This is a genomic window from Streptomyces sp. NPDC007875, assembly GCF_042868035.1.
Lineage (GTDB): Bacteria > Actinomycetota > Actinomycetes > Streptomycetales > Streptomycetaceae > Streptomyces > Streptomyces antimycoticus.
In genome coordinates this window covers 34,368-46,119 of sequence record NZ_JBIADZ010000027.1, presented here as the reverse complement: position 1 = coordinate 46,119, position 11,752 = coordinate 34,368, and the positions used below count along the sequence as shown (strand labels likewise).

At 71.2% G+C, this 11,752-nt stretch carries 13 protein-coding genes and 1 pseudogene; 10 read left to right on the top strand and 4 right to left on the bottom strand.

What is annotated here, in order from left to right:
* Positions 1–57: 57 nt before the first annotated feature.
* Positions 58–138 (bottom strand): annotated as a pseudogene (locus ACFYOY_RS38340) (hypothetical protein); the annotation flags it as partial.
* A 323-nt stretch (positions 139–461) separates the two neighbouring features.
* Positions 462–662, bottom strand: coding sequence for a hypothetical protein (locus ACFYOY_RS38335; protein WP_351902252.1), 201 nt, complete (start codon positions 660–662; stop codon positions 462–464).
* Positions 663–672: 10 nt separating this feature from the next.
* Between ACFYOY_RS38335 and ACFYOY_RS38330 the strand changes: the two genes are divergently transcribed.
* Together ACFYOY_RS38330 and ACFYOY_RS38325 are read left to right on the top strand one after the other, a co-directional pair.
* Complete coding sequence (locus tag ACFYOY_RS38330; protein ID WP_351902255.1) at positions 673–1,221, top strand: hypothetical protein; 549 nt, start codon at positions 673–675, stop codon at positions 1,219–1,221.
* 517 nt (positions 1,222–1,738) lie between these two features.
* On the top strand, positions 1,739–1,897 hold the full coding sequence (locus ACFYOY_RS38325) for a carboxymuconolactone decarboxylase family protein (protein WP_388592249.1): 159 nt from the start codon (positions 1,739–1,741) through the stop codon (positions 1,895–1,897).
* A 131-nt stretch (positions 1,898–2,028) separates the two neighbouring features.
* Here ACFYOY_RS38325 and ACFYOY_RS38320 read toward each other — a convergent pair whose 3' ends face one another.
* On the bottom strand, positions 2,029–3,393 hold the full coding sequence (locus ACFYOY_RS38320; protein ID WP_351902258.1) for an MFS transporter: 1,365 nt from the start codon (positions 3,391–3,393) through the stop codon (positions 2,029–2,031).
* Positions 3,394–3,506: 113 nt separating this feature from the next.
* On the opposite strand from ACFYOY_RS38320, the gene ACFYOY_RS38315 reads away from it, so the two are divergent.
* The 8 genes from ACFYOY_RS38315 to ACFYOY_RS38280 all read left to right on the top strand — a co-directional run bounded on the left by ACFYOY_RS38315 (position 3,507) and on the right by ACFYOY_RS38280 (position 11,008).
* The gene (locus ACFYOY_RS38315; protein WP_351902261.1) at positions 3,507–3,992 is read left to right on the top strand and encodes a MarR family winged helix-turn-helix transcriptional regulator; all 486 of its coding nucleotides are present in this window, start codon (positions 3,507–3,509) and stop codon (positions 3,990–3,992) included.
* A 63-nt stretch (positions 3,993–4,055) separates the two neighbouring features.
* The gene (locus ACFYOY_RS38310; RefSeq protein WP_351902264.1) at positions 4,056–4,988 is read left to right on the top strand and encodes a hydroxymethylglutaryl-CoA lyase; all 933 of its coding nucleotides are present in this window, start codon (positions 4,056–4,058) and stop codon (positions 4,986–4,988) included.
* A 49-nt stretch (positions 4,989–5,037) separates the two neighbouring features.
* Entirely contained in the window at positions 5,038–5,808 is a 771-nt protein-coding gene (locus ACFYOY_RS38305; RefSeq protein ID WP_351902267.1) for an enoyl-CoA hydratase/isomerase family protein, read from the top strand.
* Positions 5,805–7,010 (top strand): CaiB/BaiF CoA-transferase family protein, encoded by a 1,206-nt coding sequence (locus ACFYOY_RS38300; RefSeq protein WP_351902270.1) that lies wholly within the window; start codon positions 5,805–5,807, stop codon positions 7,008–7,010. Before ACFYOY_RS38305 ends, ACFYOY_RS38300 begins: the two co-directional genes overlap by 4 nt.
* Before the next feature lies 1 nt (position 7,011).
* Positions 7,012–7,821 carry an enoyl-CoA hydratase/isomerase family protein gene (locus ACFYOY_RS38295; protein ID WP_351902273.1) on the top strand — a complete coding sequence of 270 codons (810 nt, stop codon included), beginning with the start codon at positions 7,012–7,014 and terminating at the stop codon, positions 7,819–7,821.
* A complete protein-coding gene (locus tag ACFYOY_RS38290; protein WP_388592246.1) occupies positions 7,818–9,437 on the top strand; it encodes an AMP-binding protein in 1,620 nt (539 codons plus the stop codon). Before ACFYOY_RS38295 ends, ACFYOY_RS38290 begins: the two co-directional genes overlap by 4 nt.
* A complete protein-coding gene (locus tag ACFYOY_RS38285; protein ID WP_351902279.1) occupies positions 9,434–10,423 on the top strand; it encodes a nitronate monooxygenase in 990 nt (329 codons plus the stop codon). Before ACFYOY_RS38290 ends, ACFYOY_RS38285 begins: the two co-directional genes overlap by 4 nt.
* Before the next feature lie 189 nt (positions 10,424–10,612).
* Positions 10,613–11,008 carry a hypothetical protein gene (locus ACFYOY_RS38280; protein WP_351902282.1) on the top strand — a complete coding sequence of 132 codons (396 nt, stop codon included), beginning with the start codon at positions 10,613–10,615 and terminating at the stop codon, positions 11,006–11,008.
* A gap of 249 nt (positions 11,009–11,257) precedes the next feature.
* Here the strand turns inward: ACFYOY_RS38280 and ACFYOY_RS38275 are convergent, their stop codons facing one another.
* Positions 11,258–11,719, bottom strand: a complete 462-nt coding sequence (locus tag ACFYOY_RS38275; protein ID WP_388592244.1) for a MarR family winged helix-turn-helix transcriptional regulator — start codon at positions 11,717–11,719, stop codon at positions 11,258–11,260.
* Positions 11,720–11,752: the final 33 nt, after the last annotated feature.

The window sequence follows — 11,752 nt, the reverse complement described above, 5'->3', positions numbered from 1 at the left end:
CCGTCCTGCCGGAGGCGTCCAGGAGCAGATGCGGGCTGTAGCTGGTGTCAGGCTGGGCGAGGAGTACTCCGCGTCCTCGTCGTTGCCGAACGCGACGACCTGGACATCGCCCGGCACGTCCCGGCCCGCCCTGCGCAAGGCGTGCAACGCCCGTGGGCGAGCGGCTCCTCGAGCGCGAGCACGGCGTCGAACGGCGTACTCGCGCCGAGGAGTTCTGCGACCGCGGCATGCCCAGCCTCCCGGGACGACCGCTGCGTCTCCACGACGAGGGACGGGGCGACCCCCTGCCCCGCCGCGGTCAGAGCGCGCCGGTACCCCTCGGTGCGCAGGGCGTACCGGGCTCCCACCCAGCGTCCAGCTGAAGCGGGGCGCTGTCGGTCCAGTACATCGACGGCTGTGCGACGATCTTGTCGGCCCAGCCGCTCCTACCGCGGCCTCCTACGAGCTGTCTCCGCCGGCTGTCAGGCTTGCATGGTGGGCCGGACGACGATTTCGCTGATGTCGATGCGGGCGGGCCGCTCGATCGCGTAACCGATGGCGATGACCGTTGCGGCGGCCGAGCCGCCCTGTTCCGTGATCTGGTCCACTACCGCGTGCAACTGGTCTTCCCGTCGGGCCCCGAGCACGAGCCGGGCGCCCCTCTCGGCGAGGTAGGCCGCCATCGCCGCTTCGATGCCGCTGCTGGCACCGGTGATCGCTACGACCGCCGACGACAAGGCCCTGACCGACGCGCTGCACACGGCCGCCGAGGAACTCGGGCGGATCGGCGTGCTGGCCTACAGCCCGGCCCTCACCTTCCCCAAGTTGGCCGGCCAGGTGCCCGACCTCAGGGCCCTGGGGTTCACCGCCGCTGCGGAGACCACCCCGCAGTCCGGGCGCCCCACGTTCGACATGCTCGTCGGCGGCGCCCTCGCCGCGGCCGCCGCCGTCCTGCCGGCCATGCGCCAGGCACGCGACGGCGCCCTGCTGTTCACCACCGGCACCACCGCCATCCTCCCCATCCCGGGAATGAGCAACTCCGGCATCGCCCTGGCCGGACTGCGCTCCTGCGCCCGCGGCCTGCACGACGATCTCACCGGCGAAGGTGTCCACGTCGGGCACCTGTCCATCGGCGTGCCGGTCGTGCCCGGCACGGGCGACGGCGACCTGGACGCCCTCGACGACCGCTGGCACCAGTTCGCCCACGCACGCGACACCTTCGAGACCACGGTCGGCTTCTGACCCGGCACACCCCGCCGTGTACCGCCCCTGTGAGCCAGCCGGGCCCTAGCGTCTGCTGCTGCCCGGCGCCAGGACGCCGGTGAACTCCGCCAGTTGTGCCGGTCGGATAGCCCGGAGCCCATTTGCCGGGCCCCGGCCCCCTCAGAACCGTGCGTGCCCCTCACGGCGCATCCGGCTCGAGCAAGCCCCCAGGGCTTCGCAGGCAGCGCAGATTCAGGTGGTCCGTTTGCCGTCGCCAGCGGGTGCCGGCGGTGGCATTCGGAGTGCACGAGGCGAGGCGCAAGCGGATCCTTGGTGGCGTCATCAACGAGTACGGGCATGCGGCAAGACGTGCCGCGATGAGTTTTCGAGCGGAACAGGGTGCCGGAAATGTGTCGCCCTATGCGACCTGCGTGTATTCGTGGATGAGGCCGCCGAGTCGATCGCGTCAGGAGATGCGGGTTTTGTCGGTGGCGATGGGTGGTGGGGACTCGGTGAGCCGGTCCGGCGCCCGTTGTCTGAGGGATCGATGCGGCCGGTGTCTGTTGTAGTGCTCGGCTTCCACCTCGGACGGGCGAAGGAGAACGGCGTCACCGAGACCGAACTCATCGAGGCGATCACCCACCTCGCCTTCTGCGCCGGCCGGCCCAAGGCCATGACGGCCATCACGGCCGCGAGGCAGGTCTTCTCAGCCTGAGTGCCGGGGGAGGAGCGGCCAGGACTCCTTTTGGCCCGGTCCGCCCAGCGGCTTGGCGCTACGGAACGTTCTCGGCGAGCAGTTCAACCATCTCCCGGGCCACCGGCTGTTCGGGCGACCCGCCGCACGCCTCATGGGGACCGTCGTTCCCGCAGATCGCTCGCCTTGACCCCGAGCAGCAGCAGGACGACGGCGAGCAGCACGATACCGGCGCTGATCTGCAGGCCGAGGGCAAGGCTGCCGGTGCCGGCCTGGATGAAGCCGAGCAGGGACGGGGAGGCGGCCGCCGCGAACGAGCCCATCGAGGTGACGAAGGCGATTCCGGTGGCTGCCGCGCGTTCTCCCAGGTAGATGGAGGGGATCGAGTAGAAGACGGTAAGGCCGGAGTAGTGTGCCGCGGCGAGGATCGCCAGCAGCGCCACGACGACGAAGACGCTGCCGCTGGACACCGAGAGCGCCACCATCGCGAGGGCGGCGACGGTCCAGCTGAGAGCCGTGTGCCAGCGACGTTCGAGAGTGCGGTCGGAGTGCCGTCCCACGATCAGCATGACCACGATGCCGAGCAGGGGCGGCAGGGCGGAGAAGAGCCCGAGGTCGAGGACGTCGCCGACGCCCGCCTCCGCGATGATCCGAGGCGTCCAGAACGACACGGCGTTGGCCAGGGTGTAGGCGCCGCAGGCACACAGACCGATGATCCACACCTTGGGGTCTCGCAGCGCGAGGCGCAGACCGCCGTGCCCGCCGCTGGCCGCCTCTTCTTCGCTCTTGCGCCGCTGGTCCGCGTCGAGGTCCGCGCGTACGGCCGCTCGCTGCGCGGGGGTCAGCCACCGCGCCTGTCCGGGTTCGTCGACGAGCCACAGGAGGACGACGCCGGCGAGCACGATCGGGGGAATGCCCTCGATGAGGAACAGCCACTGCCAGTCGGCGAGGCCGGCCACGCCGCCGAAGCTGTGCATGATGCTGCCGGACATGAGGGAGCCGAGGATGCCGGAGATGGGCACGCCCGCGAAGAACACCGCGGTCATGCGGGTACGCCGGGCGGAGGGAAACCAGCGGGACAGGAAGTAGAGCGCCCCGGGGAAGAAGCCGGCCTCGGCGACACCGAGGAGGAACCGGGCGATATAGAAGGTGATCTCGTTCTGGACGAGTGATGTGGCGATGGTGACGGCACCCCAGGACGCCATGATGCGCACGAGTGTCTTACGGGCGCCGATCCGGGCGAGCAGGGTGCTGCTCGGCACCTCGAAGAGGATGAAGCCGACGAAGAAGAGGGTCACGCCCAGGCCGTACACGGCGGAGCCGAAGCCGAGGTCGCGCTCGAGGCCCTGCTGGGCGATGCCGATGTTGGTGCGGTCGATGAAGCTGACGACGTAGCAGATGACCAGGAGCGGCATGAGACGCCAGGCGATGGTGCGGTAGGTCGCGGTGCGGTCGACCGAGGAGGTATCGGCGGCGTCGGCGTCCTGGGATCCGGAGAGAGTTGAAGGGTCGGCCACGACGTACGACTCCTTTGCTGAGAGGGGCTGCGTCGCCGGGGCGGCGGGCGGTGCGAGTTTCCGCCGCTCACGTTGATAAAGTCAACACTTACGGCGGAGATACCATGCCACCCATGGTGAAACGTGAGAGTGGCGGAGACCTGGTGCCGATCTCCGAGCTGTTGTCCTATCGGCTGTCGCGCACATCGTCGGCGCTGTCGCGCAGCGCGGCCCTGAGGTACCGCCGCGAGTTCGACGTCAGCCTCGGCGAGTGGCGGACGATCGCACTGATCGCGGCCGATCCGACCCTGACCCTCAACCGCCTGGCCCGGCGGGCGGGACTGGATAAAGCACAGGTGAGCCGAGTGGTGCGGGGATTGGTGGAGCGGGGCCTGGTCGGCCGCACCGAAGGATCGGGGCGCAGCCGCCAACTGGCTCTCACCGAGGCCGGGGTGACGGTGTACCGGGGTCTGATCGCGGCGGCGAACGAGCGGGATGCGACCTTCGCGGAGGTCCTCTCCGGCGAGGAGGTGCGGGTGCTGGGGCGCGCCCTGGAGAAGCTCACCGATCTCGCGCTGTCCCTGGAACAGCGGGAGCGAGATCAGCTCGACGACGCCTGAGTGTTGACTTTATCAACATGACGGGGGTAGTTGTGGTGGAGTCATCCATGAGGAGGTGGCTCGATGACCGACGCGGTCACGATCTGCGAATGCTTCGCCCGGGACGGGCTGCAGCACGAACCCACGTTCGTGCCCACCGAAACCAAGATCGCCCTACTGGAGGCATTCGCCGACGCCGGCTTCCGCCGCATCGAGGCGACCGGCTATAGCCATCCGCGATGGGTTCCCGCCTTCGCCGACGCGAGCCAGGTGCTGGCGGGCGTCACCGACCGCCCCGGTGTGGCGTTCAAGGCGACGTGTCCCAACCCGCGGGCCGTCGAGCGCGCCCTGGCCGACCTCGAACGCGGTGCGGGCGCCGATGAGTTGAGCCTGCTGGTGTCGGCCAGTGAGAGCCACACACGGAAGAACCTGCGCACCACGCGGGAGCACCAGTGGGAACGGGTCACCGAGATGGTCGCGCTCGCCGGCGACCGGTTCCGGCTGATCGGGGTGGTGTCCGTCGCGTTCGGCTGCCCCTTCGAAGGCTCCGTCGACCCGGGCCGGGTCGCCGAGGACGTCGCCCGCTTCGTCGACCTCGGCGCGGATGCCGTCACCCTGGGCGACACCACGGGCGTCGCCACCCCCGCGGCCGTCACCGGCCTCTTCGCCCGGCTGGACCGGGCCCACCCCGGGCTGCCGATCGTCGCCCACTTCCACAACACCCGAGGAACGGCCATCGCCAACGCGGTCGCCGCCCTGGACGCCGGCTGCCGCCACTTCGACAGCGCCCTGGGCGGCGTCGGCGGCCATCCGTCGCGGATCGGCTACGGAGCCGGCCTCACCGGAAACGTCTGCACCGAGGACCTGGTGAGCCTGTTCGACGCGATGGGGGCCGACACCGGCATCGACCTCGACGCGCTCGCCGCCGCGTCCCGGGCCTGCGAGGAGGCCCTGGGCCGGCCCCTGCACAGCATGGTGGCCCGCGCGGGCTTCGCCCGCTCCGCGGCCGCCGCCTGACCCGCCCCACCGCACGCTTCCCCACCCCACCCCCCGAGGAGAACCTTCCGTGACCGTCACGACCAGCGGGCAGCCGGCCGACACGGGCGAAGCGGCCGCCGATGTGCTGCTCGTCGAGGACCGCGGCCCGGTCCGCGTCCTCACCCTCAACCGCCCCGACAAGCTCAACGCGCTGAACACCGCGCTCACCCGGGCCCTGAGCACCGCGCTCACCGCGGCCGAGGACGACCGCGAAGTCCGCGCCGTCGTCCTCACCGGCGCCGGCCGCGGCTTCTGTTCGGGCGCCGACCTGTCGGAATTCTCCACCCTCACCCCCGACGAGCCGGACGCCGTCCTGGAGCGGGCGGCGCTCACCGCGCACCTGCAGACGCAGATGCAGCGGATGGGCACACCGGTCGTCTCCGCGGTGCGCGGCGCCGCGGTGGGCGGTGGCGCCGGGCTCGCCATCGGCGCCGACATGGCCATAGCCGGCACGGACCTGAAGTTCGGCTACCCCGAACTGCGACACTCGATCGTGCCCGCTCTGGTCATGACCGGGCTCCAGCGCCACCTCGGCCGCAAGCTCGCCTTCGAGCTGATCAGCACGGGCCGGCTGCTCTCGGCCTCCGAGGCCGCGGCACACGGCCTGGTGAACCGTGTCGTCGAGCCGGACCAGGTGGTCGAGGCCGCACTCGGCACAGCCGAGCGGTGGGCCGCCGTGGAGTCCCGCGCCATCCACGCGGCCAAGGACCTCTTCTACCGTGTCGCCGATCTGCCGACCGAGGCCGCGATGCGGGCCGGCCAGGACGTCAACGCACTGATGCGGGGGTTCCGCCGGTGAGCGCGCACCCCACGCCCGGCCCGCTCGGCGGCATCACCGTCCTCGACTTCTCGCGGGTCCTGGCCGCCCCGATGGCCACCCAGGTTCTCGCCGAGCTGGGAGCCACCGTCATCAAGGTCGAACGCCCCGGCCGCGGCGACGAGACCCGTGGCTTCGAGCCCCGTCTGCCGCACGGCGAGAGCGCCTACTTCTTCGCGTTCAACCGCGGCAAACGATCGATCACCCTCGACCTCAAGGACCCCCGCGGCCAGGACCTCGCCCGCCGCCTCGCCACCGGCGCCGACGTCGTCGTCGAGAACTTCCTGCCCGGTGCCATGGAACGGCTGGGACTGGGATACGACCGGCTCGCCGCGGACAACCCGGCCCTGGTGTACGTGTCCGCCACCGGTTTCGGGCAGAGCGGCCCCGACCGCACCCGCAAGGGCTACGACACCGTCTTCCAGGCGCTGTCCGGCGTCATGGCGGTGACCGGGGAACCGGACGGCCCGCCTAGCAAGGCTGGGATCCCGGTGGCGGACATGACCTCTGGGCTGTGGGTCGCCATCGCCGCGCTCACCGGTCTGGCCGGGCGTGCCGCTTCCGGCCACGGCCGCCACTACGACGTCTCCATGATGGACGTCCAGCTCAGTCTGCAGGCCCTCAACGCGGCCCGGCTGTTCGCCCTGGACGAGGACCCGGTGCGCACCGGCACCCAGCATCCCGGCCGGGTCCCGTCCGCCGCGTTCCAGACGGCCGACGGCGGCTGGCTGCACATCAGCGGCAGCGACCAGCACTGGGTACCGCTGTGCGCCGCCCTCGGTCTTGACGACCTCGCCGCCGATCCCGGTCTGCGGCACAACGCGGGGCGCGTCGCCGGGCGCGAGCGCGTGATGACCGCCCTGCGGACGGCGATCGCCGGACGGGACCGCGATCCGCTGCTCAAGGAGTTGCGCGCCGCCGACATCCCGGCCGGCGAGGTGCGCGGCGTCCGCGAGGCCCTGGCCGACCCGCACGCTCGGGCGCGGGACGTCGTCGCGGAGTTCGAGCATCCCACCGAGGGCACCTTCCGCGCCCTGCGCACCCCGCTGCGGGAGACCACCGGCGCGCCGCCGCCCACCGCCGCCCCGCCGCTGCTGGGCGCCGACACCGACGCGGTGCTCACGGAGCTCGCCGGGCTCGACCGCGGCGAGATCGAGGACCTGCGGGCCTCGGGGGTGATCTGAGATGTCCGGGACCGACGAGCCGACCCCCGCGGACCCGCGAGTGCGCTGTACGGTGGCTGACGGGATCGCCCGTGTCGAACTGGCCCGGCCCCGGGCCCGTAACGCCGTCGATCTGCCGATGTGCAGGCAGCTGCGGTCGGTCTTCGAGGAGCTCGACGCCGACGACTCCGTCCGCGTGGTGCTGCTGTCCGCGCAGGGCCCGGCGTTCTGCGCCGGGGCGGACCTCAAGGAGCGGGCCGGCCGGGACGCCGCCTGGGTCCGCCGCAGGCGTATCGCCTCGTTCGCCGCCTACGACGCGATCGAACGGTGCCGTCGCCCCGTCGTCGCACTCGTGCACGGCGCGGTCGTGGGATCCGGCGGAGAGATCACCCTGGCCGCGGACTTCGCCATCGCCGCCGAGGGCACCACGTTCCGCTTCCCGGAACCGCACTGGGGCACGGTGGGCGCCACCCAGCGGCTGCAGCGCGTCATCGGCAGGCGCCGAGCGAAAGAACTCCTGTTCACCGGCCGCCCCATGCCCGCCACCGAGGCCCTCGACCTGGGTGTCGTCTGCCAGGTGGTTCCCGAGGAGCGGCTGGCGCGGACCGGTGCGGAGATCGCCGGCACCGTCGCGAAGGCTCCGCCCCTGGCGATCGAGCTGACGAAACGGGCCGTCGACCTGGGTGGCGAGACGGACCTCGATCGCGGCATCAGGATCGAGATGGCGGCGATCGAGCAGTGCCTCACCGACGACGGCTGGCGCGACGGCGTCGACCGGTTCACCCGCCGTGGCGCCGGCAACGCGACCATCACCGACGAGGAGAAGCGATGAACCTCAGGACGGCATGCCCCCTGACCGCCCACGAGGCGCTGGAACGGGCCGCGTTGCTCGCCCCCGACGTGGAGGCCGTGGTCACCGCCGAGGAGCGGATCACCTATGGGGAACTCACCGCCGAGGTCGCACGGATCCGGGCCGCCCTGACCAACGCCGGCATCGGCCGCGGCGACCGGATCGGCCTCTGCCTCGGCAACGGGCCGCGCTGGGTTGCCCTGTTCGTCGCCCTGGGCTCGGTCGGCGCGGTGACCATCCCCGTCAACACCCGGTACACCGCCGACGAGGTACACCACACCCTCGCCCACGCCAGGGTCTCCACGCTGTTCGTCGCCGACCGCGTCCTGCGTGTCGACTTCTGCGCCATCCTGCGCGAGCTCGGCATCGGCGAGGACTCCACGGCCACCTGCCGCGGCCTGCCCGACCTGGAGAGAGTCGTCGTGTGCGGGAAGGAGGTGCCCGAGTGGGCGACAGCGTGGCCGCAGTTCCTGGCCGGGGCCACCGGCGAGGTCCCCGCGACCGGCACCCCCGACGACATCCTGCTGGTCCAGTACACCTCCGGCACGACATCCCACCCCAAGGGCGTGCTGCTCACCCAGCGCAGCATGTGCGCCGACGCGTTCTTCTCCGGTGCGCGCCTTGGCCTGCGCCCCGGCGACCGCTTCCACAGCGCCCGGCCCTTCTTCCACGTCGCCGGCAGCACCCTGTCCGTACTGGCGTCCATCCAGCACGCCGCGACCCTGGTGACCATGGCGCGCTTCGAACCTGCCGAAGCGCTGCGGCTGTTGGAGAGCGAACGCTGCACACACTTCTCCGGCAACGACACCATCGCGCTGATGCTGCTCAACCACCCCGACCGCGCACACCGCACGCTGCACCTGCGGGGCGCGTGGGTCGCGGCCTCTCCCACCGTCATCCGCCGGGTGATCGACGAGCTGGGTGCCACCGAGTGCGTCGCCGGATACGGCCTGTCCGAAGCCTCGCCCAATGTCGCCCAGTCCTGCTGGTGGGAGGACGACCAGGTCAGGGCGTCCGGTGCGATGCTGGTGGAGCCTGGCGTCGAGGTGCGCATCCGCGCCGCGGACGACACCCGCGACTGCGGTCCCGGCGAGCCGGGCTCGATCCTGGTGCGCGGCTGGAACGTCATGCGGGGCTATCTGGACGCGCCGGAGGCGACCGCCGCCGCCATCGACCCCGACGGCTGGCTGGCCACCGGTGACGTCGGCGCGCTCGACGCCACGGGCCGGCTGCACTTCGTGGGTCGCACCAAGGACATCATCCGGGTCGGTGGCGAGAACGTCGCACCGGCCGACGTGGAGAACACCTTGCACCGGCATCCGCGGGTGCGGCATGCCGTCGTGGTCGGTGTCCCCGACGAGCGGCTGGTCGAGGTGGTCTTCGCGTTCGTCGTCCTCACCGAACCGGGCACCACCGAGGGCGAACTGATCGCCTGGGCTCGCACCCGCATGGCCGGGTTCAAGGTCCCCCGCCATCTGCGCATCGTCGAAGGGTTCGAGGACATCGGTATGACCGCCAGCTCCAAGGTGCAGAAGAACCGGCTCGCCGCCCACGCCCGCGGGCTGCTCGCGCGGCGGGACGACGAGGTGCCGGCATGACCGGCGTGATCCGCATCCCCACCCCCGTCACCCGCCTGCTCGGCATCGACCTTCCGGTCATCCAGGCCGGCATGTCCTGGGCCTCCTCGTGCTCGGCCCTGCCGCTGACGGTCAGCGAGGCCGGTGGCCTCGGGGTCGTCGCCGCGGGGCCCATGCGTCTGGACGACCTGGCCCGTACCCTCGACGAGATGGCCGCGGGCACCGACCGCCCCTGGGCGGTCAACCTGCCGCTCCACCGGGCGGGGGCCGACGACGTCATCGATCTGCTCCTCGCCCGTCGGCCCCCCGTACTGATCGCCTCGCAGGGCGGACCGCGCCGCTACCTGGAGCGTTTCCGTGCCGTCGGCACTGTCTGCCTGCATGTCGTCGCCGGTGTCGAGCACGCCCGCAAGGCCGTGGACGCGGGCGTCGACGGGCTCGTCGTCGTCGGCGCGGAGGCCGGCGGGCACCCGCCGCCCTCGATGGTCACCACGCAGGTCCTCATCCGGGCCGTGGTCTCGGCCGTCCCCGAAACCCCGGTGATCGCCTCCGGCGGGATCGCGGACGGCTCCGGACTGGCCGCGATGCTCGCCCTGGGCGCGGGGGCCGCCCAGTTCGGCACCCGTTTCCTGGCCACCCGGGAAGCCACCGTGCACCCCGACTACCAGGCCGCCGTCCTCGCCGCCGGTGTCGACGGCACCCGCACCGTCGGACACGGCCTCGGTGTCATCCGCGCCCTGGAGAACGAGTTCACCGCGCGCATGCGCCGCCTTGAGGAATCCGGTGCCGAAATCGACGTGCGGCGCAAGGAGTTCCAGGCTGCCACCCTCAGGGACGCCGCCCTGTACGGCCGGGTCCGGGAAGGCAAGGTGGAGGCGGGCCAGTCTGCGGGACTCATCGACACGGTGCTCCCCGCGGCCGCTGTCGTGGAGCGCATCGTCGCCGAGTACCGGGCCGCGCTCACCCGCCTGCCGCTGCCGGTCGCGCCCGAGCCGCCTGAGCTGTGAGACGACGTCGTGGCGGAGCCTGACGCACCGTACGCGAGGTGTGACGGAGGTCAACTTCACTCCGGGTAGCAGACGTTGCGTCTCCTGTTAGATGATTGACACGTCAAGGAAATCCGGTAGTCGGTCGGTGTGGAGTGCTTCATCGTTCCGTAGCGTCGGCGCCGGAGACGTTCGCAAAGGAGCGCACGTATGACCATTCACAGCAACAGACGCCTCGGCGGTGCCGTCCTTGCCCTCTCCGGGGCTGCATTGCTGGTGGGCACGGCCCTCGCCCAGCCTGCCGCCGCGACTGAGATCCCTTGGGGCGAGGCCGGCTTCTACACCGGGAAAGACCTCACCGGCACGGTGTACCCCATCGCGGCCACCGACACCGAATGCCGGACCCTCCCGGAGCCTGCGCTTTCCGTGGCCAACTTCGCTTTCGCCGACGTCAAGGTGTATTTCCGCGAGGACTGCGAGACCGGTTCCCCCAGTGAGCCCGGCGACTTGTACTCGAACGTCACCGGCCTGCATTGGGGGAACTTGCCCTACCCGGCCATCAGCTACAAGGTCGTCCCCACCTACCCTCCGGCTTCCCCTGAGTGACTGTCCGCTTTGGGCACATGAACGAGATGTGCCGCTGCCCTGGAACGGCATGACATGAAGGCGGCAGAGCGGCGGGGCGGTGGCGATACCGCTGTCACCCCGCCCCTCGTTCTCCAGCTCCCGCGGGGGTGGAACGACATGCTCGGCGCGCTCATTTTCCCCGACCCGGGCTCGGCCCCGCTGTGAGCCGTCGCCTCAGGCTGCGCTGACGCTCGGCCGGCGAGGTGTAAAGCGTGCATGCCAGATGAGTCACGGGTCAGTGGCGATGCGTTGCAGCACTTTGGTGAGCTGATGCAGGTCTTCGCCCTGGACGTGGTCGAGGACGTGTCGGCGCACGCTGGCGAGGTGGATCGGCCAGGACTCCGTCAACGCGGCGAGACCGGCGTCGGTGAGGACGGCGTTCCAGCCGCGGCCGTCCTCGTCACACCTCATGCGTTTGACAAGACCTCGCCGCTCCAGGCGGTCGACGATGCGTGTCATGCCGCTGAGGGAGAGGTTGGACGCGGAGGCGAGTTCGCTCATCCGCATCGTCCGGCCCTCGGCTTCGGAGAGATGCATGAGTGCCGTGTACTCGCTGAGTGGTAGCAGCCCTCCGCGTGCCATGTCGTGCTCAACGGCGCGCGGCATCGCCAGCAGCACCCGGCTCAAGACGCGGATGAAGGCGTCCTCGGCCGCACTCATCGGCTCGGCCGGCTTCTTGCTGCTGCTCATGGACGAATCGTAGCGCTTGACTCTGCAAGCAGA

Excerpts from the sequence above, each read along its gene's own strand:
- ACFYOY_RS38335 (WP_351902252.1), bottom strand. The coding sequence starts at position 662 with ATGGCGGCCTACCTCGCCGAGAGGGGCGCCCGGCTCGTGCTCGGGGCC.
- ACFYOY_RS38330 (WP_351902255.1), top strand. The coding sequence starts at position 673 with ATGCCGCTGCTGGCACCGGTGATCGCTACGACCGCCGACGACAAGGCC.
- ACFYOY_RS38315 (WP_351902261.1), top strand. The coding sequence starts at position 3,507 with ATGGTGAAACGTGAGAGTGGCGGAGACCTGGTGCCGATCTCCGAGCTG.
- ACFYOY_RS38310 (WP_351902264.1), top strand. The coding sequence starts at position 4,056 with ATGACCGACGCGGTCACGATCTGCGAATGCTTCGCCCGGGACGGGCTG.
- ACFYOY_RS38295 (WP_351902273.1), top strand. The coding sequence starts at position 7,012 with ATGTCCGGGACCGACGAGCCGACCCCCGCGGACCCGCGAGTGCGCTGT.
- ACFYOY_RS38290 (WP_388592246.1), top strand. The coding sequence starts at position 7,818 with ATGAACCTCAGGACGGCATGCCCCCTGACCGCCCACGAGGCGCTGGAA.
- ACFYOY_RS38285 (WP_351902279.1), top strand. The coding sequence starts at position 9,434 with ATGACCGGCGTGATCCGCATCCCCACCCCCGTCACCCGCCTGCTCGGC.
- ACFYOY_RS38280 (WP_351902282.1), top strand. The coding sequence starts at position 10,613 with ATGACCATTCACAGCAACAGACGCCTCGGCGGTGCCGTCCTTGCCCTC.
- ACFYOY_RS38275 (WP_388592244.1), bottom strand. The coding sequence starts at position 11,719 with ATGAGCAGCAGCAAGAAGCCGGCCGAGCCGATGAGTGCGGCCGAGGAC.